The organism is Streptomyces niveiscabiei (genome assembly GCF_033794345.1).
In the GTDB taxonomy this organism is placed as follows: Bacteria; Actinomycetota; Actinomycetes; order Streptomycetales; family Streptomycetaceae; genus Streptomyces; species Streptomyces niveiscabiei.
In genome coordinates this window covers 4,037-30,751 of record NZ_JARAYJ010000051.1, presented here as the reverse complement: position 1 = coordinate 30,751, position 26,715 = coordinate 4,037, and the positions used below count along the sequence as shown (strand labels likewise).

Annotated in this window: 21 protein-coding genes and 1 pseudogene; 13 read left to right on the top strand and 9 right to left on the bottom strand. The window is 71.6% G+C overall.

Going from position 1 to position 26,715, the window contains the following annotated elements; genetic code table 11:
* Positions 1 to 70: 70 nt before the first annotated feature.
* From PV682_RS39715 to PV682_RS39700, 4 genes are read left to right on the top strand one after another with little or no spacing between them, the layout of a single operon-like run.
* Positions 71 to 5,938, top strand: coding sequence for a tetratricopeptide repeat protein (locus PV682_RS39715; RefSeq protein ID WP_319737197.1), 5,868 nt, complete (start codon positions 71 to 73; stop codon positions 5,936 to 5,938).
* Positions 5,935 to 7,167 (top strand): CHAT domain-containing protein, encoded by a 1,233-nt coding sequence (locus tag PV682_RS39710; RefSeq protein ID WP_319737196.1) that lies wholly within the window; start codon positions 5,935 to 5,937, stop codon positions 7,165 to 7,167. Before PV682_RS39715 ends, PV682_RS39710 begins: the two co-directional genes overlap by 4 nt.
* On the top strand, positions 7,164 to 8,165 hold the full coding sequence (locus PV682_RS39705; protein WP_319737195.1) for a hypothetical protein: 1,002 nt from the start codon (positions 7,164 to 7,166) through the stop codon (positions 8,163 to 8,165). Before PV682_RS39710 ends, PV682_RS39705 begins: the two co-directional genes overlap by 4 nt.
* 22 nt (positions 8,166 to 8,187) lie before the next feature.
* A complete protein-coding gene (locus tag PV682_RS39700; RefSeq protein WP_319737194.1) occupies positions 8,188 to 8,628 on the top strand; it encodes a glutaredoxin domain-containing protein in 441 nt (146 codons plus the stop codon).
* Positions 8,629 to 8,632: 4 nt separating this feature from the next.
* On the opposite strand, the gene PV682_RS39695 is transcribed toward PV682_RS39700, so the two are convergent.
* The gene (locus PV682_RS39695) at positions 8,633 to 9,043 is read right to left on the bottom strand and encodes an ATP-binding protein (protein ID WP_319737191.1); all 411 of its coding nucleotides are present in this window, start codon (positions 9,041 to 9,043) and stop codon (positions 8,633 to 8,635) included.
* Between the two features lie 156 nt (positions 9,044 to 9,199).
* On the opposite strand from PV682_RS39695, the gene PV682_RS39690 reads away from it, so the two are divergent.
* The 6 genes from PV682_RS39690 to PV682_RS39665 all read left to right on the top strand — a co-directional run bounded on the left by PV682_RS39690 (position 9,200) and on the right by PV682_RS39665 (position 15,742).
* Positions 9,200 to 9,985 carry a helix-turn-helix domain-containing protein gene (locus PV682_RS39690; protein WP_319737190.1) on the top strand — a complete coding sequence of 262 codons (786 nt, stop codon included), beginning with the start codon at positions 9,200 to 9,202 and terminating at the stop codon, positions 9,983 to 9,985.
* The gene (locus PV682_RS39685; protein ID WP_319737188.1) at positions 9,982 to 10,224 is read left to right on the top strand and encodes a DUF397 domain-containing protein; all 243 of its coding nucleotides are present in this window, start codon (positions 9,982 to 9,984) and stop codon (positions 10,222 to 10,224) included. The genes PV682_RS39690 and PV682_RS39685 overlap by 4 nt, the downstream gene beginning before the upstream one ends.
* Positions 10,225 to 10,336: 112 nt before the next feature.
* Positions 10,337 to 12,106: an acyl-CoA dehydrogenase family protein gene (locus tag PV682_RS39680; RefSeq protein ID WP_319737185.1), complete on the top strand. Its 1,770-nt coding sequence runs from the start codon at positions 10,337 to 10,339 to the stop codon at positions 12,104 to 12,106.
* A gap of 213 nt (positions 12,107 to 12,319) precedes the next feature.
* Entirely contained in the window at positions 12,320 to 14,167 is a 1,848-nt protein-coding gene (locus PV682_RS39675) for a trypsin-like serine peptidase (protein WP_319737183.1), read from the top strand.
* A 44-nt stretch (positions 14,168 to 14,211) separates the two neighbouring features.
* Positions 14,212 to 15,015, top strand: coding sequence for a DUF4253 domain-containing protein (locus PV682_RS39670; RefSeq protein WP_319737181.1), 804 nt, complete (start codon positions 14,212 to 14,214; stop codon positions 15,013 to 15,015).
* 4 nt (positions 15,016 to 15,019) lie between these two features.
* The gene (locus tag PV682_RS39665) at positions 15,020 to 15,742 is read left to right on the top strand and encodes an AAA family ATPase (protein WP_319737179.1); all 723 of its coding nucleotides are present in this window, start codon (positions 15,020 to 15,022) and stop codon (positions 15,740 to 15,742) included.
* Between the two features lie 9 nt (positions 15,743 to 15,751).
* On the opposite strand, the gene hemB is transcribed toward PV682_RS39665, so the two are convergent.
* The 7 genes from hemB to PV682_RS39630 all read right to left on the bottom strand — a co-directional run bounded on the left by hemB (position 15,752) and on the right by PV682_RS39630 (position 22,920).
* Positions 15,752 to 16,753 (bottom strand): porphobilinogen synthase, encoded by a 1,002-nt coding sequence (gene hemB, locus PV682_RS39660; RefSeq protein ID WP_319737178.1) that lies wholly within the window; start codon positions 16,751 to 16,753, stop codon positions 15,752 to 15,754.
* A 60-nt stretch (positions 16,754 to 16,813) separates the two neighbouring features.
* Positions 16,814 to 17,155: an SH3 domain-containing protein gene (locus PV682_RS39655; protein WP_319737175.1), complete on the bottom strand. Its 342-nt coding sequence runs from the start codon at positions 17,153 to 17,155 to the stop codon at positions 16,814 to 16,816.
* A 232-nt stretch (positions 17,156 to 17,387) separates the two neighbouring features.
* Entirely contained in the window at positions 17,388 to 19,073 is a 1,686-nt protein-coding gene (locus PV682_RS39650) for a bifunctional uroporphyrinogen-III C-methyltransferase/uroporphyrinogen-III synthase (RefSeq protein ID WP_319737173.1), read from the bottom strand.
* Positions 19,070 to 20,029 carry a hydroxymethylbilane synthase gene (gene hemC / locus PV682_RS39645; protein WP_055723474.1) on the bottom strand — a complete coding sequence of 320 codons (960 nt, stop codon included), beginning with the start codon at positions 20,027 to 20,029 and terminating at the stop codon, positions 19,070 to 19,072. The genes PV682_RS39650 and hemC overlap by 4 nt, the downstream gene beginning before the upstream one ends.
* Positions 20,026 to 21,660, bottom strand: coding sequence for a glutamyl-tRNA reductase (locus PV682_RS39640; protein ID WP_319737171.1), 1,635 nt, complete (start codon positions 21,658 to 21,660; stop codon positions 20,026 to 20,028). Before PV682_RS39640 ends, hemC begins: the two co-directional genes overlap by 4 nt.
* On the bottom strand, positions 21,657 to 22,406 hold the full coding sequence (locus PV682_RS39635; protein WP_319737169.1) for a redox-sensing transcriptional repressor Rex: 750 nt from the start codon (positions 22,404 to 22,406) through the stop codon (positions 21,657 to 21,659). Before PV682_RS39635 ends, PV682_RS39640 begins: the two co-directional genes overlap by 4 nt.
* Before the next feature lie 235 nt (positions 22,407 to 22,641).
* Positions 22,642 to 22,920, bottom strand: a complete 279-nt coding sequence (locus PV682_RS39630) for a glutaredoxin family protein (RefSeq protein ID WP_319737167.1) — start codon at positions 22,918 to 22,920, stop codon at positions 22,642 to 22,644.
* 105 nt (positions 22,921 to 23,025) lie between these two features.
* Between PV682_RS39630 and PV682_RS39625 the strand changes: the two genes are divergently transcribed.
* The 3 genes from PV682_RS39625 (at position 23,026) to PV682_RS39615 (ending at position 26,556) form a co-directional block, all read left to right on the top strand.
* Positions 23,026 to 23,952, top strand: a complete 927-nt coding sequence (locus PV682_RS39625; protein ID WP_319737165.1) for an HAD family hydrolase — start codon at positions 23,026 to 23,028, stop codon at positions 23,950 to 23,952.
* A 413-nt stretch (positions 23,953 to 24,365) separates the two neighbouring features.
* Positions 24,366 to 25,142: an ECF subfamily RNA polymerase sigma factor, BldN family gene (locus PV682_RS39620; protein ID WP_319737164.1), complete on the top strand. Its 777-nt coding sequence runs from the start codon at positions 24,366 to 24,368 to the stop codon at positions 25,140 to 25,142.
* Between the two features lie 226 nt (positions 25,143 to 25,368).
* Positions 25,369 to 26,556, top strand: coding sequence for a DUF5667 domain-containing protein (locus tag PV682_RS39615; protein ID WP_319737163.1), 1,188 nt, complete (start codon positions 25,369 to 25,371; stop codon positions 26,554 to 26,556).
* 58 nt (positions 26,557 to 26,614) lie between these two features.
* Here the strand turns inward: PV682_RS39615 and PV682_RS44480 are convergent.
* Positions 26,615 to 26,715 (bottom strand): annotated as a pseudogene (locus PV682_RS44480) (glycerol acyltransferase); the annotation flags it as partial.

The window sequence follows — 26,715 nt, the reverse complement described above, 5'->3', positions numbered from 1 at the left end:
CGAAGTCACCGGCGGTGACAACTCCCCTGCGGCAAAGTACCGTTGACAGCGCGATGGATGCGGGGGAGACATGGCCATCACCGTCGACGAACGGGCCGCGCGCCCTGCCGTGCCCTACAGCGGTACGACAGCACCCGAGCACGATTCCGACGGCTCCCGCCTGCGCGTCGACCCCCACGCCGAGCAGCCCGCGACGACCCTGCCGCCCGCGATCCGCGAGGCCGCCGCACACCTCGCCCCGCCTCCGGCCCTGCACAACCTCCCCCCGCTCCCGGCGGAGCCGTTCATCGGCAGGGAAACGGAACTGGCCCGATTAGAAGCGGCGTTGAGCACGGGCAGCGGAGTGATCGCCCCTCCGGCACCCCCCGGAAGAACCACCGGGCAGCCACCCCGAACCGGCGCCGGAAACCCGAGCCGCGACACGGCAGCCACGGACCGGAACCCGAACCGCGACAGAACCTCCGCAGACGGAAACCCGGGCCGCGACAGGGCAGCCGCCCAAGCCCTCACCCGAACCCCCCTCGGCGACACCCCCGCGCCGCCCACCGAGGACGCACCCCCAGGCGCCCCCGCGCCGCCCGCCGAAGACCCGTCCCTCGACACCCCCGACCACCCCACCACCACCCTGAGCGGCCTCGGCGGCATAGGCAAGACCGCCCTGGCCCTCCGCTACGCCCACACCCGGACCACCCCCGGCCACGCCCCGATCTGGTGGATCTCCGCCGAGTCGGAAGCCCAAATAGCCACCGGCCTGGCCGACTTGGCCCACCACCTCCACCCCACCTGGTCGCGCACCGCGCCCCCGAACGAGCGCACCGAGTTCGCCCTCCTCTGGCTGCACTCCCACCGCGACTGGCTCCTGGTCTACGACAACGTCGAGCGCCCCGAGCACCTGACCCCGTACATGGGCCGACTCCTGGGCAGAGGCCGCCAGTTGGTCACGACCCGCCGCCGCACAGGCTGGCCGGCCGAGGCCCGCCTGATCCCCCTGGACGTCCTGACCCCCGACGAGTCCTACACCCTCCTCCGCACAACGGCCGGCCTAACCCCCACCGACCGCGCGGCGGCAACAGCCCTGGCCGAGGACCTGGGCCACCTCCCCCTGGCCCTCACCCAAGCAGCCGCCTACCTCCGCGAAACGAACACCCCGCCAAGCCACTACCGCACCCGCCTGGCAACAGCGAAGGGCACACCCCCCTGGAGCCCCCACACACCTCCCACACCCCCCGAACCCCACCCAGCTCACCCAGCTCACCCAGCTCACCCAGCTGCGGGCAGTCGTGCCGCTAGGGGCGGCACGGGTGGGCGCAGCGGCACCCCGCAAGCGCGGGCAAGCGACAACACCCCCACCCCAGCCCCCACCGAACCCGCACCCACCCACTCACCGCCACCCCCCACCCCCGACCCCGCCCCCCTCCACCGCATCACCCAGATCTGGCGCACCAGCCTGGACACCATCCACCAGGACCACCCCCTCGCCACCCCCCTCCTGCACGCCCTCGCCTGGTGCGCCCCCGAAGCGATCCCCCGCGAGATCCTGAACCACTGGCAGCCCTCCGCCCCCACCCCCACCCCCACCCCCGAACTGAACGCCACGATCAGGGCATTGGAGGACTTCCACCTCCTCACCACCACCCCCGCCGGCCTCCTCCTGCACCGCCTCGTCCGCCGCTCCCTCCAGCTCGCCGAACCCCCCACGGCCCCCCGCCACCCCACCCCCCGCGACGAGATGGAACGCGCCCTGGCCGCGCACACCGCGAACACCCCCACGGACAAAGCCCCGTTGATCCACATCCAGGCCCTCGCGGAGTCCGCCCCGACGGCCACCCCCACCTCCGAGATCGCGGACATGTACCGCAAGGGCACCCAGGAGCTGCTCGCCCGGGAGCAGCGCGTCCTGGCGATCCCCTTGATGGACGCGGCGGTTCGAGCGGACCGCTCCCTGTACGGCGAGGACGCCTCACAAACCCTCCAGGACCGCGACCAGTTGGCGGAACTGCACGCGAAGGCGGGCGACCCGGCAAAGGCGGTGGCCCTGTGCAAGGACGTCTACCTGGACCGCCGCCGCCTGCACGGCCCGGACGCCCCGGAGACGTTGACGGCCCTCGAACGCCTGGCGCACACGTACCGCAAGGCGGGCGAAGTGACGCGCGCGGTGACGCACTTGACGGAGGCCCTGGCCCACCGCCGCCGCCTGTCCCCGGACGCCCCGGAAACGCACATGACCCGCTCGGGCCGCGCGTACGCCCTCCAGACGGCGGGCCGGCACGCGGACGCGGTACGGGAGTTCGAGGCCATCGCATCGGACCTCCCCCGCATCCTGGGCCGCACCCACCCGGACGCACTGGCGGCGCACAGCAACCTGGCGTACGCGCACCAGGCGGCGGGAGACCACCGCAAGGCGCTCCCCCTGTACGAGGCGGCCCTGGCGGCCAGGGAGGAGGTCCACGGCCCGGACCACCCTCAGACCCTGAACTGCCGGGGCTGGCTCGCGGCGGCCCACCACGCGGCCGGCCACGCCCGCACGGCGGCGGCCCTGTACCGCGAACTCGCCGGTGACCGCACGCGAGTTCAGGGCCCGGACCACCCGGACACCCTCCGCTGCCGCCAGCGCCTCGCGTACGCGGTGGCCGAAGCGGAGGGCCTGAACGCGGCCCTCGCCCTCCAGGAGGCCCTGGCCGCAGACAGCGCCCGCTACCAGGGCCCGGACCACCCGGACACCCTGGACTACCGGGACGACATGGCGTCGACGTACCGCAGGCGGGGCGACTACGCGGTGGCGACGGCCGCGTACGAGGAGTTGATCACCGACTTCACCCGGGTACGCGGCCCGCACCACCCCGAAACCCTGCGCACGCGGGGCGCGTTGGCCTTCACCCGCCAGCTCGCGGGCGACCTCGCCAGAGCCGTGCGGGACCGCACGGACCTGATCACGATCCGCACCCGCGTCCAGGGCCCGGACCACCCGCACACCTTGACGGCCCGCGCCAACCTGGCGTTCGCGCACCGGGCGGCGGACGACCACACGCGAGCGGTCCGGGAGTTCGAGCAGGTCATCGAGGACCGCACGAGGGTCCTGGGCCCGCAGCATCCGGGAGTCCTGACACTCCGTCAATCACTGGCCCGTACCCACCAGTTCGCCGGTGACCACCGCCGGGCGGTGGAGGCACTGCGCGACCTGCTGGCGTACGTGACCGGTTTTCTCCACGAGGACCACCCGACGGTCCTGAACACCCGCTACAACCTGGCGGAGGTGTACCTGGAGGAGGACGAACACGCGGAAGCCCTCAGGCTGTTCACCGACCTCGCCGCCGACGACGCGCACGCGTACGGACCGGACCACCCGGCGACTCTGTACGCACGGGAGCGACTTGCCGCGGCCCACCGCGCCGCCGGGAACCACCGGGAGGCCGCCGCCCTCTTCGACGCCCTGATCGCCGACCGCGCCCGCCTCCTGGGCCCCGACCACCCCCGCACGCTGGACACGAGGAGCTGGCGGGCGTACGTGATGCGCTCGGCGGGCGAGTTCCGCGAGGCGGTCCCCGCGTACGAGGCACTGGTCGCCGACCGCGCGAGGGTGCTCGGCGCCGACGCCCCGGACACCCTGCACGCGCGCAACGGCCTGGCGCTGGCGCTGCTCGGCGCGGACGAACACGCGCGCGCGGTGCGGGAGTTCGAGGCGCTGCTCGCGGACCGCGTACGGCTGCTGGGCGACCAGGCCCCGGACACGCTGCTGATCCGGGAGAACCTGGCGGACGCGTGCGCGGAGGCGGCGGACCACGCGCGGGCGGCGGCGCTGTACGAGGAGGCGGTGGCGTCGTGGACGCGGCTGCGGGGCGCGGATCACCCCCGTACCCTGCTGGCTCGGCGGGACTTGGCGCTGGTGCGCAGGGCGGCGGGGGCGCACACGGAGTCACTGGGCCTGTTGGAGAAGGTGGTCGAGGACGCGGCGCGGACGCTGGGCGCGGAGCACCCGTCCGTCCTGGCCTACCGGGTCACCCTGGTGTCGGGGCACTGTGCGGCGGACGCCTTCCTCCACGCGGCGTCCCTGGCCGAGGAGTTGGTCGCGGACCACGCCCGGATCAGGGGCCGGGAGCACACAGCGACGGTCGGCGCGCGGGCGCTGCTGGCGCACGCGTGGACGTGGTCGGGCCAGTACCAGCGGGCGGTGGTGGGGTACGAGGCGCTGGTGGAGGCGCGGACCCGGCTGGGCGGCGCGGACCACCATCTGACCCTGGGCGCACGGCACTTGCTGGCGGTGGCGCTCGGCGAGGGCCGTCACCACGAGCGGGCGATCACCGTCCTGGAGGAGCTGATCGCGGACCGCGCGCGGGTCCTGGGCCCGGACCATCCGGACACCCTGAACAGCAGGCTGCTGCTGGCGGAGAACCGGGAGTACGCCGACGACCGGGTGGGCGCGCTGCGGGATCTCGCCGCGCTGCTGCGGGACCACGAGCGGGTGCACGGCCCGGACCACGTGCGGACCCTCAAGGTGCGCCAGGACATCGCGTGGACGTGGCTGAGCCCGTCGGGCGCGGAGCATTCCGCCTCGGTGGCAGAGCAGTTGGCGGCGGACTGCGAGCGCGTGCTCGGCGCCGATCACACGCAGACCCTGTCCGCGCGCGGCCGGCTCGCCGTCGCCCAGCGCCGGGCGGGCCGTACCGCGCTCGCCCTGGAGGGGTTCACGGCGGTCCTGGCCGACCGCACGCGGGTGCTGGGCGCGGACCACGCGACGACGCTGGGCACCCGGCACAACCTCGTCCAGACCCTGCACCGCACCGGCGATCGGCTGCGCTGCCTGCGGGAGGCCGAGGCGCTGCTCGCGGACAGTGCGCGGGCGCTCGGCGAGGACCATCCCGACACGCTGACCCGGCAGGTGCTGCTCGCGCACGTGTGCTGGCAGGCGGGCGACACGAGCCGGGCGGCGCGCATCCTGGAGGGCGTACTGCCGCGCTGCGAAGCCGAGTTGCCGGAGGAGCATCCGACGACGCTGTGGGTACGGGGGTGCCTCACCTGGCTGACGGCCGACGCCGGACTGCCGGGCCGTGCCGTCGAGTTGGCCCGCGACCTCGTCGAACAGGCCCGCCGCACCTACGGAGTCGGCCACCGGCAGACGCAGGACGTTCTGCCGGTCCTCGCGCACGCCCTGCTCCAGTCCGGCGCCCGCGCTGAGGCCGCCGAGGTGCTCGCCGAGGTGCTGCGCCTCGACCCGTCGGACCCGCCCGCGACGCCGGAGGCCATCGCGCGGGCGCACGAGGAGGCGGGGCCGGTCGAGGAGGGCGACGAGGAGTCGGTCCGGCGCGGCGAGCGCGTCGACACGTTCACCTACGGGTACGACGACTTCCTGCCGACCCTCGGTGTCCTGATCGCCCGCTCCCTCGACGACCCGCGCGCCGCCGTCGCCCTCCTGCGGGCGATCCACGACGGCCGCGCCCGCACGTTGGGCCCCCACCACCCCGACACCCTCGAAGCCCTCGCCGAACTCGCCTTCACCTGCCTGGAGTCGGGCCTCGACGAGGTCCCCGAGGACGTCGTCGCCCGCCACGCGGAGGCCCTCGGCGCCGACCACCCCGCCGTGCAGGAACTCGCCTGGCGCCTGCGCACGGCACGCCCCGCCTGGCGCGCCCGCGTCACCCTCCTGACCGACGAGCCGGTCCCGGACACCCCCGCCCGCCTCGAACTCCGCCTCGAACGGCAGCGCGGCAGACGGGAGTTGGCGCGCGTGATGGTGATCGCGGGCTGCCGCACGAAGGCGACGGTCGACCCGCCGATGGCCGAGTACGAGCCCGGCAACACCCTCGCCTTCGAACTGACCGCGCACGAACCCGGCACCCACGAGGTGCGCTTCACGATGTACGACCACGCGTCGGGGTTCGCGCTCCAGGAGATCAAGACGGTGGTCACAGTCGGCGAGGAGAGGAAGGGCCCGGCTCGATGACGGTGGACATGGCGGTGGAGACGGTCCGCGACCCGGCCCACGGCTACACGGGGGAACCACCAGGACAGGGTGACGGCGAGCTGCGCGTGATCCTCACGTACCGCACCGCCGAGCAGCTCCAGATCGTCGTGAAGGGGCGAGGCGGCTGGTTCCGGGCCGACTTGGAGACCCCGGCGACCGCGCTGTGGCAACTCGGCACGCGCCTGCGGCAGTTGTGGAGCGACCTGGTCGTGCACCACCAGAGCCCGGACGGCTCGTACGGCGAACGGGTCGGCGGCTACCCGCTCACCGAGACCGTCGACCTGAGCGAGTTCGCCGCTGTCACCGACGAGTTGGTGGCGCGGCTCGCGCGCGAGGGGTACGGGCTGCTGACGAAGCTGCTCCAGGGCCACCACCCGCGCCTGGCCGACGTGCGCGACTTCCTGCTGGCCGCCCTGGCCGAACCCGAGCCGCTGCGCGTGACGTTCGACTCCGAGGTCCAACTCCCCTGGCCGATGCTGGCAGTTGCCCCGGCCGGGTGCGGGAGCCCGTGGGAGGCGTTCCTCGGCTACCGGCACCAGGTCGAGCAGAACGACCGGCACCCCTGGGACCACGCGCCGCTCGCCCTGCGCGACCGGGCGGCGACCAGCCTCAACAAGGACACGGCGCTCGACGGGGTGGGCCGGGCACCCGAGGTGCACCAACTCCTCAAGGACCGCACCCGGTTGACCGTACGCACCAAGGGCAGCGAGCTTCTCGACGCGCTCGCCGTGCGCATCCTCGCCGAGGACCTCATGTACTTCTGGTGCCACGGCCACTTCGCGGACAACGGCGCCTCGGGGACGTGCCTGTCGGTACGGCTCACCGACGACGAGCATGTGGACGGCCCCGCCGTCGAGTTGCGGCGCCTCGGCATCCCCCGCACCTCCCAGGCCCGCTTCAAGCCCTTCGTCCTCCTCAACGCCTGCCACACCGGCCGGGCGGGCGCCCCGGGCGCGCTCAAGCACCTCGGCCAGGAGCTGATCGAGCTGGGCGCGGTGGGGGTGCTGGCCCCGCAGATCGACGTACCGCAGGTGTTCGCGGCCGAGTACGCGTACGGGTTCCTGGAGTCGTACCTCGCGGGCGAGCGCACCGCCGGCGAGATCAGCCAGTCCCTCGTCCGCGACTTCGCCGAGAAGTTCCACAACCCGCTGGCCCTCGCCTACGGCCTGAACTGCGGCATCGACAGCAGACTGGACCTGGCCTCGTGAAACCCGCCGAGATCGACCTCGACGAACAGGGCCGCCTGACGACGGGCAAGGGCACCCCGGTCCCGGTCGGCCGCGTGGCCGACCACCTCGCCACCACCCTCCCCCTCCCCACCTGGGCCACCGACATCCACGTCTACGTCCACGGCTGGCAGACCCCACCCGCCCGCGCGACCAAGACGGCGACCCAACTCCTGACCCAGGCGGCGGAGTTGTACGCGGCGGCCCCCGACCGCTACCCCGGCCTCAAGGCGGACGGCTACCGCCCCTGGTGCGTCGTCGTCCGCTGGCCCTCCTCAAGTCTCTCGAAACTCAAGGGCGGTTACACCCGCATCCGGGACCGCGCGCACGCGATGAGCGCGGAGGGCAAGGGCCACGCGCCGTACGTCATAGGCCACTTGCTGGGCTACCTGGACGGGGTGCGCGGCGACCCGAAGGCGCCCCCGGTCCTCGCGGGCCGCTCCGGGAAGTACCTCCACCTGATGGGCCACTCCTTCGGCGGCCGGTTCCTGTGCGAGGCCGTGCAGCGGGCCGCCGAGCCGCCGAAGACGCTGGGCTGGAGCACGCCGTACGACCCGCGCCGCCCGTTCACCGTCGACAGCATGTTGATCTTCCAGATGGCCGCGCCCCGCGACGCGTTCACGACCCACTTCGCCACCCTGTTCCCGACGCCGGACCACCCGGGCGCCCCGCTGCGCGGCCCCCTCGTCCTCACGCACTCCCGCTGGGACCGGGCGACGGGCTTCTGGCACCTGCGCGCCGAGAAAGCCCCCGGCATCGGCCACTCGGGCGCGGGCGCGGCCCCCGTACCGCAGTTCAGTACGAAGCTGCTGCGGACGACCGACCCCTACCCCCAACTCGCCCTGGACCACCGCCTGGTGAACGTCGACGCGGACTGGCGCTACCGGGGCGGCCCCCTCGACCCCACCGGCGCCCACTCCGACTTCCGCCACCCGGAGTCCGCCCACCTCCTCCTCACCCTGGCGGAACGCTCCCGCTGACCGCCGGATACCCTGCGGCATCATGAACCGCGTCTGGATCCTCCCCGCCCTGCTGGCCGTCTGCGGCGCAGCCGCCGCAACGGGCCTGCTCGGCCAGGGGAATCCGGTCGCGGCGGTGGCGTTCGCGCTCCTGTTCGCGGCCCTCGCGGTCATCAACTCCCCGCTGATCTTCCCCCCTTCGACGACGGAGGCGGCAGCCCGGAGCGCCGACGACGGCCGCCCGATCGTCTACTGGCGCCCCGGCTGCAAGTACTGCGCCCGCCTCCGCATCCGCCTCGGCCGGGACGCCCGCCGCGTGCACTGGGTCGACATCTGGACCGACCCCGAAGCCGCCGCGACCGTACGGGCGGCGAACGACGGCAACGAGACGGTCCCGACGGTCTTCATCACGGGCCACCCGTACGTCAACCCCGAACCGGCATGGCTGAAGGCACAGTTCACGGATCAGCGGACCCGAGCCTGACCCCTCAGCACCGCAGCACGAACTCGCACCACACCACCTTCCCGATCACCCGCTCCCTCACCCCCCACTTCGCACTGAGCGCGGCGACCAGCACGAGCCCCCGCCCGCCCTCGTCCCCGTCCCGCCCCTGGGCGATGCGCGGCACCCCGTCCCCGCTGTCGTGCACCTCGACGACGACACTGTCCCCGTCCCGCCGGAGCGACAGCAGGAACTGCCTCCCCCTGGGCACCCCGTGCAGCAGCGCGTTGGTCGCCAACTCGCTGACGCACAGCAGGACATCATGGGCACGCTCGGACGACGCGAGCCCCCAACCGATAAGCGTTTCCAAGGCGAACCGCCGCGCGGCGGGCACGGACCGCCGGTCACGGCGGAAGCACCTCTCTCGCAGCAACGGCCGTTGAGTTGTTCCGTTCACGGGGCGAGAGTGGCGGGGGATCACTACGGTTGAACACCCTGCAAGCTCGTACGGCGGGTTTCGTACGGGTGTGTACGGGTGAGCCGCGCCCAACTCCGGGGGATACACGCCAGCATGAGTCCCAGGAAGCCGTCAAGGCCGAAGAACAAAACCTCGATGAAGATGCTGGGCAGGCAGATCGCCACCGCCCGCCGCGCGAGTGGCTACACGCAGGTCCAGCTCGCGCAGATCATCAACATCGACGACGAGACGATGGCCTCCATCGAGCAGGGCCGACGGCCCCTGAAGCCGGACATCGGCCGGAAGATCGACAAGGCCCTCGGTACGAAGGGGGTGTTCGAGGAGGGCGCGGAGAACCTGCCGGAGATCGACCAGTACCCGGAGTTCGCGGAGCTGTACATCGACCACGAGCGCTCGTCGATCGTGCTGTCCTGGTACGACAACGCGGTGATCCCCGGCCTTCTCCAGACGGAGGAGTACGCCGAAGCCGTCCTGCGCGAGCGCGTCCCCGCGTACGACGAGGAGGAGATCCAGGCGAAGTTGCAGGGCCGCGTCGAGCGTCTGGCGATCTTCGAGCGCGAGACCCCGCCGACGATGAGCTTCATCATCTGGGAGCCGGTGCTCCACATGATGATCGGCGGACCGGCCATAAGGCTGCGGCAACTCCGTCACCTGCGGGACCTCGCGGACCGGCCCAACGTGACGATCCAGATCCTCCCGCTGGCGAGCCTTCACCACGCGGGCACAGCAGGCCCCTTCACCCTCCTCGAAACCGAGGACCACCAGCACCTCGCGTACACAGAAGGACAGCGCGGCAGTCACTGGGTTTCGGACCCGGATGAAATGTCCATCCTGGAAAGCAAGTATGCGATGCTGCGGACACAGGCCCGCGACGTCGAAGAGTCCAAGCGCATCTTGGACAGCTTGCTAGGAGAAGCATGAGCACCGAAGCCCTTCAGTGGTTCAAGTCGACGTACAGCAGCGACGAAGGCGGCGCGTGCCTCGAAGTCGCCCTCGCCTGGCGGAAGTCGAGCTACAGCAGCGACGAGGGCGGCCAGTGCGTCGAAGTGGCCCAGTGCCCCGGCACCATCCACATCCGCGACTCCAAGAACCCCGAAACCACCGGCCCGACCCTCGCCCTCGCCCCCGCCACCTGGGCCGCCTTCACCACCACCCTCTGATCAGCGGTTGATGACCTCCTCGACCTTGGTCGCCACGTACTGAGCCTGGAGGTCACGCCCTTTTAACCTCAAAGATCGTTACCTCACCCCCGGTCCCACAGATAGACCGGGCATGTCGATCACCTCAACACGCCCCACCCTGCGGGAACTCCTCTTCCAGGACGGCCCCGAAGCCGACCTCCACGCCCACCACCGCCACGCGATCACGGCCCCCCTCTTCCGCCACCGCCCCGAAGCGACGACCGAGGAGCGGTGGCGGCTGTCGTACGATCGCCTCCGCCACCTCAACGCACAACTCCCCTTCCCGGCGGAGCACTTGGCGTCCAGCCCGCGTCACCTGGCCGCACTCCACGAGTGGACGTCGGTGGTGGACGGCGCGACGTCGGCGATCGCGAGCATCCACTACAACCTGTTCCTCGGCAGCGTCCTGGCCGACCAGGACTCCCCGCCCCGGGACCTCACCCCGTACACCACCCTCGCCCGCACCGGCACCTTCCTCTGCACGGAGCAGGACCACGGCAACGACGCCCCCGCGCTGGAGACGACGGCGACGTACGACGTCGAGGCGGACGAGTTCGTCCTGAACACCCCGCACGACGGCGCCGCGAAGTTCATGCCGAACACGAGCCCCGCCGGGGGGCCGAAGACGGCGGTGGTGGCGGCCCGCCTCCTCACGAACGGCCGGGACGAGGGGGTGTTCCTCTTCCTGACCCCGCTGACGGACGAATCGGGCCCTCTCCCCGGCATCACGATCACGCCCTTGCCAGAACGTATCGGCAACCCGGTCGACCACTGCGTCACCACCTTCACGGACGTCCGCCTCCCCCGCACGGCCCTCATCCAGGGCCCGCACGGCCGCCTGGAACGCGACGGCACGGTCAAGAGCCTCCTCGGCAGCCCGAGGAAACGCTTCCTCACAGCGATCGACCGCGTCACGACGGGCAAGCTGTGCATGAGCGCGAGCACGGTGGGCGGTGCGCGGGCGGCCCTCGCCGTGGCGGTCCGTTACGCGAACCTCCGCAAGGTCTCCGGACCGGCGGGCGGCGAGGCCCGCGTACCGATCTCGGCGTACCTCTCCCACCGGTCCCGCCTCCTGGACCGCGTGGCGACGGCGTACGCGATGACGTTCCTGCACCGGACGGTGATGGACGAGTGGCTGAGCCACTCAGCCACCGAACCGGCCGAACACCAGCGCGCCGAACGCCTCGTGGCCATCGCGAAGGGCTGGATCACCTACCAGGCCCGGGACATCGTCACGGAATGCCGCGAACGCTGCGGCGCCCGCGCCCTGTTCCCGGTCAACGGCCTGGCCCACTACGCCGCGAACGTGGAGGGCGCGATCACCGCCGAGGGCGACAACCTGGCCGTCTGGTCGAAGGCGGGAGCGGAACTGCTCTTCGCCCACCCCCTGGCCGAGGAACAACCCCGAGCGACAGGAGTCGAAAACGTAACAGACGTAACGTTCCTCCGCCGAGCCCTCACCACCGCCGAACGCCACTGGCACCAGACGGCCCGCACAGCCCTCCGCGCCCCCGGCGCCAAGGGCGACACCTTCGCCCGCTGGAACAACGCGGCCCTCCCGGCCCTGACCCTCGTGGAGACATACGCCCTGGGCCAGGCGTCGGACGCGTTCACCAGAGCCTGCGCCCAAGCCGCCTCCCCCGAACTGACCGCCCTGCACGCCCTGTTCCTCCTGCGCCACCTCCAGCCGTACGAGGGCCTCCTCCTCGCGGAAGGCGCCCTCACCCCGGACCAGGTCCGCGCCCTCCCCACAGCCCGAGCCACCCTCACCGCCCTCCTCTCCCCCCACCTCACAGCCCTCACGGACGCCTTCGACATCCCGGAGGAACACCTCGGCTCCCTCCCCCTGCTGACCACTTGACCCGACCGAAGCCCCTCCCCCTCATCTCCCTGGCCGACCCGTACCACCCCACCCCCTCGGCCAGGGAGCCCCCCGAAGAAAAAGCGTGATCAAGGTCGCCCCACGCCTCCCTGTCCTCGAACAGCACGCCAGGACATACTTCACGCGGGCGCACCGCCCGCCTCCACCATCCGGCGTCCCCCTCCCCCGAGACCGAGACCGAAAGACGTCCCCTTGCGTTCCAGACACGGCTGGCTTCCGGTTCTCGCACTGACCCTGAGCGCGGTCGCGCTGAGCACCACCCCGACGTCCGCCACCCCCGCCCAGCCGACCCCCCGCGCGGAGGAGCGCTACTGGACGGCGGCCCGCATGGCCGAAGCCGTACCCGCCGCCCCGGCACCCACCCCCCTCACCACCCCCCGCGCACACACCGACGCGGTCACCCCCCGCCGCACCGCGCCCCCCGGCACCCCCCGCCCGCAGTCCTTCGCCGGCCACCCCACCGTCGGCACGTTCTTCTTCGACAGCAGACCCCTCGGCGGCAAGAGCACGTTCTGCACGGGCAGCGTCGTCCACACGGCGGCCAAGGACATCGTCCTGACGGCGGGCCACTGCGGCACGGGCCTCCAGAAGGCCACGCACCGGATCTTCGTACCCCGCTACGTGAGCGGCAAGTCCGCGGCGGCGCAGCCCTACGGCGTCTTCCCCGTCACCCGCGTCTACCTCGACCCCCGCTACGTGCCGAACACGAAGAAGCCGGTCTCCGACCTGGACCTGGCCTTCACGCAGACGGCGCCCAACAGCAAGGGCAGACGCCTGGAGGACGTCACCGGCGCGCTGACGTTCACGTCGACCGCCACGGGCTACACGCACCGCGTGACCGTCCTCGGCTACCCCAGCGCGGAGAAGGTCAACCCCCGCCACAACCCGATCCGTTGCCCCGTCACCACCAAACGCCTCGCGGGCTACGCCCAGTTGAGCATGGCGTGCACGGGCTTCTACGGCGGTGTCTCCGGCGGCCCCTGGATCAAGGACTACGACCCCGCCCGGGGCACCGGCAAGGTCATCGGCGCGACCGGTGGCTACAACGGCGGCGGCAACGACACGAACGACGACTGGGTGACGTACGCCCCGCTGTTCGGCAAGGACGCGCAGGCCCTGTTCAACGACGCGGCGGCACACCGCGCGGTGGGCGCGAGACCCCCGTACGGAGCCCCGGCGCCGACCACGCCGCCACGGCCCACCACCCCGCCACGGCCCGCCTTCACGCCCGCGGCCTGGAAGCACGCGGTGGGGATGACGGCGGGCTACTTCACCGGCAGCTCTTCCGGCGGCGCCCGGCACATGGACCTGATCGTGCGCTGGGACGACGGCAGGGTCACCCTCTACCAGGGCGCCGCCACCGACGACCCCGCCCACCCCTTCACCGCCGAGTACCAACTCGCCCCCGCCAGAAGCATCTGGGCCAAGGCGGTCGCCCTGACCACGGTCAATACCGGCGCACCGACCGACGGGCTGGCCGTGCGCTGGACCGACGGCGAGATGACCCTCTACCCGGGCGTCGACCCCAAGGGCTTCCACGGCGAGAAGCAACTCGCCCCGCCCGGCACCGCGTTGTGGCGCGACACCGCCCAACTCATGACCGGCGGACGCTTCACCCCGGGCGCCAACCGCGACGACCTCCTCGTCACCTTCAAGGACGGCCACGTCTCCCTCTACACCGACCTCGCCACCAACGGCCTGACGCAACCGACCCAGATCACCGCCGGGAACACCACCTGGCCCCACGCCGGCCAGCTCACCACCGCCTCCGCCACCGGCAACCCCACCGACGACGTCATCGTCCGCTGGAGCGACGGCGAGACCACCCTCTACCCCGGCCTCACCGCTGCCGGACTCCCCGCCGAGACCCAACTCCAGCCCCCGAACTCCCCCTGGAAGAACGCCGCCCTCGTCACCGCGGGCGCCTTCACCCCGGGCACCGCCGCCGACGACGTCCTCGTCCGCTGGACCGACGGCCACGTCTCCCTCTTCACCGGCACCGACGCGAGCGGCCTCCACACCGAGACCCCCCTCACCTGACACACCCGGCCCGATTGTCAGTGCCGCCCCCTACAGTCACGGACATGGCGACTCTCCCGAACCCCCTGCCCCACCTCGCGACCGACCCCAGCGGTCGCAGCCTGGGCCTCCGCCTCCCGCCGGGCAAGCTGGTGGACGCCGACTGGCCCGAGCCCCTGCTGTGGTACGCGGACCAGCCCTCGTCCTCCGGCAACTGGACGGCGCTGGGCGCCCAGGCGGGCGCGGCGGGCCTGCTGCCGGTGCTGGTCGACGTGGACAAGTACTGGGTGGAGCGCCAGGGTTGGGAACTGGACCCGGACGCGGCGTCGTACCCGGGCGACCACGACGCGGAGGAAGTACTCGCGGAGTACTGGGAGATGAACGACGAGACGGACGACGAGACCGACGAGGACGACGCCTCCCCGCGCACCCCCTTCACCCTCGCCCCCGCCACCACCCCGACCGCCGACCCCGACACGCGAGCCGCCCAACTCGCCGACGAGCTCTCGGAGATGGCCGGCACCGGGTTCACCGAACCCCACCTCGCCCTCGTCCCCGCGCGCCGCTCCGCCGACATCCCGGCCGCGATCGGCTGGACCGGCCCCCTCAACCACGACAACGACGTGGCCCGCCTCTGCGCGGTCCTGCGCACCTGGGAGGACCGGTTCGGCGCCCGCGTCGTGGCCATCGGCTTCGCGACCCTCGCCGTCTCGGTCGCCGCCCCGCCCGCCACCCAGGAGGAGGCGGAGGCCATCGCCGCCGAGCACTACGCCTTCTGCCCGGACACCGTCGACCAGCACTCCGGCCCGATCGAGACATACGCCAAAACCCTGATCGGCGCCCAGAGTTGGCACTTCTGGTGGGACTGACCCGATGATCATCGACCGCGTCTACGCCCACCTGACCCCGGACGACACAGCCGACACCACCGAGCCGGACTGGCCCTGGTCCGTCCCCTGCGTAGCCCACCTCCTGTCGACCGGCCTCCGCCTCACCACCCCGGTGACCTTCCTCGTCGGCGAGAACGGCTCAGGAAAATCCACCCTCGTCGAGGCCATCGCGGAGTCCTTCGGCCTGGACCCCTGGGGCGGCTCCCACGACTGGAAATACGCCAGCCACCGCCCCAAATCCCCCTTGGGCAAACACCTCAAACTGAACGCAACCCCCAACGGCCGCCGCATGCTCTCCAGTTGGTCGGCGCGCAAGGGCTTCTTCCTACGCGCCGAAACCGCACTGGACGCCCTGGACAGAGAAGGCTTCACCCCGGACGAGCTCAGCCACGGCGAAGGCTTCCTAGCCGCGTTCCGCGGCAAATTCCACCACCCCGGCCTCTACATCATGGACGAGCCGGAAGCCGCCCTCTCCTTCACCTCCTGCCTCGAACTCCTCGGCCACATCGACCACTTGACCAAATCCGGCGGCCAAGTCATCTGCGCCACCCACTCCCCCCTCCTGACCGCCCTCCCCGGCGCCACCATCATCGAGGTCGGCGACCACGGCCTACGCGAAACAACCTGGCCCGACCTGGACCTGGTCCACCACTGGCGCCGCTACCTCACCGACCCCACCACCTACCTACGGCACGTCATCGACTGAGCCCGCACCTCACTGCCACCGCTCCAACTTCCGGGCCGCCTCCACCGCCCAGTACGTCAGGATGTTCCGCGCCCCCGCCCGCCGGATCCCGGTCAGCGTCTCGAAGATCGCGCGGTCCCGGTCGAGCCAGCCCTTCTCCGCGGCGGCCTCGACCATGGAGTACTCGCCGGAGATCTGGTAGGCGACGACAGGAAGGTCGACGGCGTCGGAGACGCGGGCGAGGATGTCGAGGTAGGGGCCGGCGGGCTTGACCATGACGAGGTCGGCGCCCTCCTCCACGTCGAGGGCCAGCTCCCGCAGGGAGTCACGCCAGTTGGCGGGGTCCTGCTGGTACGTCTTGCGGTCGCCCTGGAGCGACGAGCCGACGGCCTCGCGGAAGGGGCCGTAGAACGCGGAGGAGTACTTCGCCGTGTACGCCAGGATCGCCACGTCCTCGCGCCCGATCTGGTCGAGCGCGTCGCGGACGACGCCGATCTGGCCGTCCATCATCCCGCTGGGGCCCACGACATGCGCGCCCGCGTCGGCCTGGACCTGGGCCATCTCGGCGTACCGCTCGAGCGTGGCGTCGTTGTCGACGCGCCCCTGCTCGTCGAGGACGCCGCAGTGCCCGTGGTCGGTCGTCTCGTCGAGGCAGAGATCGGACATGACCAGCAGCTCGTCACCGACCTCGGCGCGGACGTCGCGCAGGGCGACCTGGAGGATGCCGTCGGGGTCGGTGCCCGCCGTGCCGTAGGCGTCCTTCTTCGACTCCTCCGGCACGCCGAACAGCATGATCCCGGAGACCCCGGCCTCGACGGCCTCCACGGCGGCCTTCTTGAGACTGTCGCGCGTGTGCTGCACGACCCCCGGCATCGCCTGGATCGGCACCGGCTCGGCCACCCCCTCCCGTACGAACGCGGGAAGGATGAAGTCCGCCGGGTGCAGCCGCGTCTCCGCGACCATCCGCCGCATCACGGGAGAGGTACGAAGCCGCCGGGGCCGGGAGCCAGGAAAAGAACCGTGCTGAGACATACCCCTAAGCTACGCCCGCCCCGGGGGCACCTTTGCCGACGCGATGTCGACCCCGACGCCTCAGACCTGCTTCAGGTACGTCCCGACGACCCAGCCCCACTTGCCCTTGTTCGCCCCGGACAGCACCTTCCCGTAGCTCCAGGACGTCGAGCCCCCGGACATGCAGTACTCGTCGAACGTCGTCCCCTTGGTGAGCAGCCCCTTGGACGTGGAGCTGCTCTTCGGCCCGCTGCGGAGGTTGACGTTCGTCGTGGCCTTCGACGTCACCGGCACCGGCAGGACGAGTTCCTTCGGGCAGGCGGACGGCATGGTCGCGGCGGACGCGGAGGCCGGCAGCCCGACCACGGTCACCGCGCCCGCCAGTGCCACCGAGCCGACCAGCGCCGCGAGTTTCGTACGCAAAGCATTCCCCGTCCGTCAGGTACTGAGCAGTTACGCCCCCGACCTTGCGGCAGCACAGATTCCCGGAGCAACCCGGTGGACGCCACGCCAAGCACCCGTGGACGCCTCGCCAACGACAACCCCGCGGCGCGCCCCGCAGCATGGTCGACGGCCGCTCACGGCAGAAAGCCGACGGCGGAGCGCCCCCCTCGCAGCCCCCCGCGAGGAATGGCGCTCCGCCGTCTCTCACACATCAGGTGGCCCGGCGCCGCCGCCCACCGGGCCGCCGCTCGCTCGGCCGCGTCACAGGGTCCCCGGCGTCAAGGGCGGCCATCCTCCGCCGCACCCCGAACTCGGCCAGCGCCTCGGCCAGCTTCTGCGCGGACGGCTCAGGAGCCATCACATCGACCCGGAGCCCATGCTCCTCGGCGGTCTTGGCGGTGGCCGGACCGATACAGGCGATGACCGTCACGTTGTGCGGCTTACCGGCGATCCCCACCAGGTTCCGCACAGTGGACGACGACGTGAACAGCACGGCATCGAACCCGCCCCCCTTGATGGCCTCCCGGGTATCGGCGGGCGGCGGCGACGCGCGAACCGTCCGGTAGGCGGTCACGTCGTCCACCTCCCACCCGAGGTCGATGAGCCCGGCGACCAGCGTCTCGGTGGCGATGTCGGCGCGGGGCAGGAACACCCGGTCGATCGGGTCGAAGACGGGGTCGTAGGGCGGCCAGTCCTCAAGGAGCCCGGCGGCGGACTGCTCCCCGCTGGGCACGAGGTCGGGCTTCACGCCGAAGGCGATGAGCGCCTTGGCGGTCTGCTCGCCCACGGCCGCGACCTTGATCCCGGCAAAGGCACGGGCGTCGAGCCCGTACTCCTCGAACTTCTCCCGCACCGCCTTGACCGCGTTGACGGACGTGAACGCGATCCACTCGTACCGCCCGGTGACGAGCCCCTTGACGGCGCGCTCCATCTGCTGGGGCGTCCGGGGCGGCTCGACGGCGATGGTGGGCACCTCGTGCGGCACGGCGCCGTAGGAGCGCAGCTGCTCGGAGAGGGAGGCGGCCTGCTCCTTCGTCCGCGGCACGAGCACCTTCCACCCGAAGAGCGGCTTGGACTCGAACCAGGCGAGCTGGTCCCGCTGGGCGGGAGCGGACCGCTCCCCCACGACGGCTATCACGGGCCGCCCGCCGTCGGGCGAGGGCAGCACCTTCGCCTGCTTGAGGGTCTGCGCGATGGTCCCGAGGGTCGCGCACCAGGTCCGCTGCCGGGTGGTGGTCCCGGCGACGGTCACCGTCAGCGGCGTATCGGGCTTGCGCCCGGCGGAGACCAGCTCCCCCGCGGCGGCGGCGACGCCGTCCAGGGAGGTCGAGACGACGAGCGTCCCGTCGGACGCCCCCACCTCGGTCCAGCACCGGTCGGAGGCGGTACGGGCGTCCACGAACCGGACGTCCGCCCCTTGAGCGTCCCGCAGAGGCACCCCGGCGTAAGCGGGCACGCCGACGGCCGCCGCGACACCGGGAACCACCTCGAACGGCACACCGGCGGAGGCGCAGGCGAGCATTTCGGCGGCGGCGTACGTATCCAGTCCCGGGTCGCCCGAGACCGCACGGACGACCCGCCTGCCGCCCCGCGCGGCCTCCATGACAAGATGTGCCGCATCCCGCACCACGGGAAGCGCCACGGTCGCTGACGCACTGTCAACTACCGTGGGCTGTGGTGCGATCGTGCCCGGCGCGGGGTCGGTGGGCACGACGGAGACGCCGGTACGGGCGTGCGTCCGCACGACGTCGAGCACCTCGTGCTCGGCGACGAGGACGTCCGCGCTCGCCAGCGCCTCCACGGCGCGCAGAGTCAGCAGTCCCGGATCCCCGGGTCCGGCACCCAGAAAGGTGACGTGCCCGTGGTCCAGGCCGGAGGGAAGGGTGGTGGGGCTCAATGTGCTCGCTCCCCCATCAGACCGGCCGCGCCCTGGGCAAGCATCTCGGCGGCGAGCTCGCGACCGAGCGTCGTTGCCTGGTCATGCGTCTCGGGCACGGGACCGGTGGTGGACAGCTGCACCGTACGGGAGCCGTCGGTGGTCCCGACAACCCCTCGCAGGCGCATTTCCTTGACAATCTGCCCGTCGGCCAGCAGGTCGGCCAGCGCACCCACAGGTGCGCTGCAACCGGCCTCCAGGGCGGCGAGCAGTGACCGTTCGGCCGTTACGGCGGCCCGCGTGAACGGGTCGTCGAGTTCGCCGAGCGCGGCGACGAGGTCGGCGTCGGACGCCGCGCACTCGATCGCCAGTGCCCCCTGGCCGGGGGCGGGCAGAACCGCGTCTATCGACAGGAAGTCGGTGACTTCGTCGGCGCGCCCGATCCGGTTGAGCCCGGCGGCGGCCAGCACGACCGCGTCCAGCTCACCGTCGTGGACGTACCGGATCCGGGTGTCGACGTTCCCCCGGATCGCGACCAGCTCGAAATCCAGCCCGTGCGCACGGGCGTACGCGTTCAGCTGGGCCGCCCTGCGCGGCGAACCGGTGCCGATCCGCGCCGCGCGGGGCAGATCGGTCAGCTTCAGCGCGTCCCGGGCGACGAGCACGTCGCGCGGGTCCTCGCGCACGGGTACGGCCGCCAGCGTCAGCCCCTCGGGCTGCGCCGTCGGCAGGTCCTTCAGCGAGTGAACGGCGAAGTCGACCTCGCCCGCGAGCAGCGCGTCGCGCAGCGCGGTGACGAACACGCCGGTCCCGCCGATCTGCGCGAGGTGCTCGCGGGAGGTGTCGCCGTACGTCGTGATCTCGACGAGTTCGACCGGGCGCCCGGTCACCTGACTCACCGCCTCGGCCACCTGCCCGGACTGGGCGAGGGCGAGTCTGCTGCGCCTCGTCCCCAGTCTCAGCGCCTTGTCACTCATTCCGGGTCCTTCTCATCCGTTGCCCGGGACACGGCGGCGACCGTCTCCTGGTCGAGGTCGAACAGGGTCCGCAGCGCGTCCGCGTACCCGGCGCCGCCGGGCTCCGCCGCGAGCTGCTTGACCCGTACGGTCGGGGCGTGCAGCAGCTTGTCGACGACGCGCCGCACGGTCTGGGTGATCTCGGCCCGGTGCTTGTCGTCGAGCCCGGGCAGCCGCCCTTCGAGGCGCGCGATCTCGCCGGCCACCACGTCGGCGGCCATCGTCCGCAGGGCGACGACGGTCGGCGTGATGTGCGCGGCGCGCTGCGCGGCACCGAAGGCGTTCACTTCGTCGGAGACGATCCGCCGGACCTGGTCCACGTCGGACGCCATCGGCGCGTCCGCGCTCGCCTCGGCCAGCGACTCGATGTCCACCAGCCGCACCCCGCCGACCCGGTGGGCGGCGCCGTCGATGTCGCGGGGCATCGCGAGGTCGAGGAGGCAGAGGACGGGTTCGGCGGAGACGGCGTCCACCGTTTCGGGACGGCGCCGCTCGGGAATCCGGCCGACCGTCGCGGCGGTCTGCGCGAGCGCCGAGATCAGCTCGGCCTCCCGCTCCGCCCGCCGGTCCACGCTCCCGTTGTCGACCCACGCCGCGTGCTGCTCCAGCGTCGCCGCGTCCATCCCGGCGACAGCGGCATCGCCCGCGACGGAGAAGCCCTGCTGGACGGCGCCGAGGTCGAGGGGGCAGGAGTCTTCTGTCTGCGGCGGTCTGATCGTGCGCGGTGCTGGTGCGGCATTGAGCGCCACGGCCTCCGTGCGCCCCTCGACCGCCCGGGCGACGTCCTCACCCGTCAGCACCAGCCCCGTCGCCCCCGTGCAGGACACCGCCAGATCGGCCCGTGCCAGCTCGCCCGGCACCGATTCCATCGGGACCGCGCGGGCCGTCACGTCCGTACCGTCGGTCAGTATCTGCACGAGCCGCTCGGCGCGGTCGTACGTCCGGTTGGCGACGACGATCTCCCCGACCCCGGCGCGCGCGAGCGTCGCCGCGGCCAGCGAGGACATCGACCCGGCGCCGATGACCAGCGCCTTCTTGCCCCGCACCCACTCCTCGACCGGCGTCTGGCGCGCGAGCTGTTCGAGACCGAAGGTGACCAGCGACTGCCCGGCCCGGTCGATCCCGGTCTCCGAGTGCGCCCGCTTCCCGACCCTGAGGGCCTGCTGGAACAGGTCGTTCATCAGCCGCCCGGCGCTGTGCAGCTCCTGCGCCTTCGCGAGGGAGTCCTTCAGCTGCCCGAGGATCTGCCCCTCGCCGACGACCATCGAGTCGAGCCCGCACGCCACGGAGAACATGTGGTGGACGGCCCGGTCCTCGTAATGCACGTACAGGTAGGGCGTCAGCTCGTCGAGCCCGACCCCGCTGTGCTGCGCGAGCAGCGTCGACAGCTCGGCGACCCCGGCGTGGAACTTGTCCACGTCGGCGTACAGCTCGATCCGGTTGCAGGTCGCGAGGACGGCGGCCTCGGTGGCCGGCTCCGCGGCGACCGTGTCCTGGAGCAGCTTGACCTGCGCGTCCTGGCCGAGCGAGGCCCGCTCCAGGACGCTCACGGGAGCGCTGCGGTGGCTCAGGCCGACGACGAGGAGACTCATGCCGGCATCACGGCGGGGACGTCCCCGTCGGGCCCCTGCTCGGAGGAGTCGCCCGGCACCGCGGCGCTCGCGTTCTCGGCGATCTCGCCGGCCTTGCGCTGCTCGTGGAAGGCGAGGATCTGGAGCTCGATCGAGAGGTCGACCTTGCGGACGTCGACCCCGTCGGGGACGGTCAGCACGGTCGGCGCGAAGTTCAGGATGGACGTCACCCCGGCGGCCACGAGCCGGTCGCACACCTGCTGCGCGACGCTCGGCGGGGTCGTGATGACCCCGATGGAGACGCCGTTGTCCTGGATGATCCGCTCCAGGTCGTCACTGTGGCGCACGGCGATCCCGGCGACCTGGCGGCCCTCCATCGCGGGGTCGGCGTCGATGAGCGCGGCGACCCGGAACCCACGGCTGGCGAACCCGCCGTAGTTGGCGAGCGCGGCGCCGAGGTTACCGATGCCGACGATGACGACCGGCCAGTCCTGGGTGAGGCCCAGCTCGCGGGAGATCTGGTAGACGAGATACTCGACGTCGTAGCCGACACCGCGCGTTCCGTACGAACCCAGGTACGAGAAGTCCTTGCGCAGCTTGGCGGAGTTGACCCCCGCAGCCGCCGCGAGCTCCTCGGAGGAGACCGTGGGCACCGAGCGCTCCGACAACGCGGTCAGGGCACGCAGGTACAGCGGAAGCCTGGCGACGGTGGCCTCGGGAATCCCTCGGCTACGGGTCGCCGGTCGGTGAGTTCGGCCAGTTGCCACGGTGCTCCTGCGGGTTGCGCGGGGCTCTGGGCGGTCATACGTCCCCGGACCGCCCCGTCGAAAGCAGGCTATGTCTTTGTGAACGCGTGCACAAAGATGGTGTCCGATTTGCCCGGCCAACGTGACCGGGGTCACGCGTTTCACTCCTGGGGGCAAAACAGCTCACGCTCCTCATGAATCCCGCCCCCAAGACCACCTGGCCATCGATCCTAAGCGACATTCGTACGTCTTTGGACTAGCTGGTCAGTGCCTTCCGCAGCCGGGCCTCGTCCACGCGCCAGAACGTGTGCTGCTTCCCGTCCACCAGGACGACCGGAATCTGCTCCCAGTAGGCGTCGTGAAGTGCGGCGTCCTGCTGAATGTCCTTCTTCTCCCACACCACGTCCAGCTCCCCGCACACCCTCGCCACCACCGCCTCGGCATCCTCACAGAGGTGACAGTCGGGCTTGCCGATCAGGGTGACGTGCTTCGGTACGGCGGGCTTGCGGCGGAACAGCGGAGTCATACGCCCCATTCTGGCGCGGCGTTGTCGCGGCGATATCGAGTTGTAGTGGAGAGTTCACACCCCCCGAACCTCACCGATCCGGAAGGCACCCGTCGGACTGGCTATGCTCACGACATGGCCGCTCTCGGATGGCTCACTCCCCGTAGGCGCTCAGCCACGGCACGGAGCGTGTTGGCAGGCGAAGCGTCGGCTGAGGCTGCGCGCAAGTCCTCCAAGGAGGACGCCGCCCAGGCCGCTCAGGACAAGGAACCCGAGTTCCCCGTCCAGGGCGACGACAAGGCCGCCGCGTTCTTCGACCTCGACAACACGGTCATGCAGGGCGCGGCCCTCTTCCACTTCGGCCGCGGCCTCTACAAACGCAAGTTCTTCGAGACCCGCGACCTCGCCCGCTTCGCCTGGCAGCAGGCGTACTTCCGCATGGCCGGCCACGAGGACCCCGAGCACATGCAGGACGCCCGCGACTCGGCCCTGTCCATCGTGAAGGGCCACCGCGTCGCCGAACTCCAGTCGATCGGCGAGGAGATCTACGACGAGTACCTCGCCGACCGCATCTGGCCGGGCACCCGCGCCCTCGCCCAGGCCCACCTGGACGCGGGCCAGAAGGTGTGGTTGGTCACAGCGGCCCCGATCGAGATCGCCCGCGTCATCGCCCGCCGCCTGGGCCTGACGGGCGCACTGGGCACGGTCGCGGAATCGGTCGACGGCGTCTACACCGGCAAGCTGGTCGGCGAACTCCTCCACGGCCCCGCCAAGGCGGAGGCGGTCCGCGCCCTCGCCACCGCCGAGTCCCTCGACCTCACCCGCTGCGCCGCCTACAGCGACAGCCACAACGACATCCCCATGCTCTCCCTCGTCGGCCACCCCTACGCCATCAACCCCGACTCCAAACTCCGCAAACACGCCCGCGACCTCGACTGGCGCCTCCGCGACTACCGCACCGGCCGCAAGGCGGCCCGCGTGGGCATCCCGGCGGCGGCGGGCGTGGGCGCGGTGGCGGGCGGCACGGCGGCGGCCATCGCGCTGAGCCGCCGCAAGCGGTAACGGAGTTCGGGGGAAGACGCGATTATCCGACGGCCGGAAAATCACCGGACCGTCCCATCAGCAACCCCGCACGAGCCCAAGCAAACGTCAACTCGCGTCCCACGCGCGGGCAGTTGGCGTTTAGGAGTGCGCGCACCTCCGCGACGAGCCACAACGCGTCCCGCACCCGGCACAACACGCCCTGAACCACCCCCGCAGCCGATCTTTTTCGATCAACCAGCGTTCAGAACACCGAACTTGATCCGCCCTCAATCGATCACAAATCCCATGTAATCGAAGTTTTGAGCAACTCGGCGTAGCAGCACCTTCACGAAGCGTTATTCTCCTCAAACGCATTCCGGAACCCGCCCACCACTGCAACAGGTGATCGGTCCCGCACTGCACGTGATGGAAGCTCTGCCTCTGGGAGTCCCGTGTACCCACACGTCGGGGTTGACGCCTCGGGCCTGGCTACGCTGCGCGATTCGATCGCAACGCTTAAGGAATCGCTGCGCGGTTGTGTCCCCCCCGCGTTCGGCGTGCCCGCCTTCGCCACCGCCACCCCCGTCGGCGCGTGCTACGCGCTCGCCGACGGCGGCACCACCGTCGGCAGGCGCGGTCGCACGACCGCCCCCGCCGCCCGCCGCCCCGCCGCGGACAGCGACAGCGCCCGCATGATGGACCTCGTGGAACGCGCGCAGTCCGGCGAGGCGGAAGCCTTCGGCTGCCTGTACGACCAGTACAGCGACACGGTCTACCGGTACATCTACTACCGGGTGGGCGGAAAGGCCACCGCCGAGGACCTGACGAGCGAGACGTTCCTGCGCGCGCTGAGAAGGATCGGCACGTTCACCTGGCAGGGCCGCGACTTCGGCGCCTGGCTGGTGACGATCGCCCGCAACCTCGTCGCCGACCACTTCAAGTCGAGCCGCTTCCGCCTGGAGGTGACGACCGGCGAGATGCTCGACGCGAACGAGGTCGAGCGCTCCCCGGAGGACTCCGTCCTGGAGTCCCTGTCGAACGCCGCGCTCCTGGACGCGGTCCGCCGCCTCAACCCCCAGCAGCAGGAGTGCGTGACGCTCCGCTTCCTCCAGGGCCTGTCGGTCGCGGAGACCGCGCGGGTGATGGGCAAGAACGAGGGCGCGATCAAGACGCTCCAGTACCGGGCCGTCCGTACCCTCGCCCGGCTCCTGCCGGAAGACGCGCGGTAACCGAAACCTCTCGCCAACTCACTTTCAGTGAAAGTCCGTTGACTTCCCGATCCGATCATCCTCAGTCCGTAACCCAAGTGCCGCGCCATTCGTTGAGCGGGATACAGGCTCCCTGTGGTCACGTTCCGCCCGCCCCCGATCACCCGATCGTGGGGAACCGGTCGAGGACGTGCAACCCTCAGACCCCCAGGGGAGTCGACCGTGATGACGAGAGGAGGTGCCGCCAGTGATCGCGAACGTATCGGCACACCGGCGGGCGAACGCCTTCGCCCAGGCCCTGGAGGATTCCGACCGGGGCACGGCGGCCGAGCAGCCCGAGGGATCACCGCCGGCACCGGCCGCCGCCGACCGCACCGAACAGGACACGCTGCTGTCCCTGACGGCGGACCTCGCGGAGCTGCCGAAGCCGCAGCTGGACCCCGAGGTCAAGGTCGTCCAGCGGGCGCAGTTGGTCGCCGCGATGGAAGCGATGCTGCAAGGGGGTGAGGCCCCCTCCGTACCGGAACAGCGCGGTCACCGCGCCGCGAAACACCGGGCGCTCGGCAAGCTCCGCCCGCGCGGCCGGCTCGCGAAGGGCCTCACGGCGGGCGGCCTCAGCGTCGGCGTCGCCGCGGGCGCCTTCGGCGGGGTCGCGGCGGCGAGTTCGGACGCGCTGCCGGGCGACTCGTTGTACGGCCTGAAGCGCGGCATCGAGGACTTCAAGCTGACGTACCTGACGGACGACGACACGGAGCGCGGCCAGGCGTACCTGGACCAGGCGTCGACGCGCCTGAACGAAGCGCGCCGCCTCCTCGACCGGGGCCGCGGCAGCCACCTCGACCACGAGTCGCTGGGCGAGATCCGCCGCACCCTCTCGGGCATGACCCACGACGCGACGGAGGGCCACCGCCTCCTGCACGAGGCGTACGAACGCGACCCGGAGTCCCTGGGCCCGATGCGCGCCCTCTCCGCCTTCGCCCAGTCCCACCGCGAAACGTGGGGCGCCCTCCGCAACAGCCTCCCGGTCCAACTGGGCGACGTAGGCGACCAGGTCACCTCGGTCTTCGACGCGATGGACGAGGAGGTGGCCCCCCTGCAATCACTCCTCCCCCCACCCCCGTCCCACGGCTCAACACCCCCCCGCACCACCCCGGCCGGCTCCACCCCCCCGTCCCACGACCACCCGACGCCCCCCACCACCCAGGACCACTCCACCCCCACCCACACAACCCCAGGCCGCTCCACCCCCCCGGCAGGCCCCGCCACCCCGTCCGACGACGGCCTCCTAGGCGGCAACTCCGGCAACCTCCTGGACCCCCCGAAGAACCTCCCCCCCACCCCCGCCCTCCCCACCACACCCCCCGACGTCACGATCCCCCCCCTCCTCCCGGGCCTCCTCCCGGGCCTGGGAATCGACAGCGAGGACGCGGACTAGGACGGGTACGACGATGGGGCGCCCGACTTGAAGTCGGGCGCCCCATCGTCGTACCCACCTAGAAAAACACCGACCGCCGCTGCACCAGCAACTTGTACAGCGTGTGCTGGATCTGCTCCCGCACCTGGTCCGTCAGGTTGAACATCAGCATCGGATCCT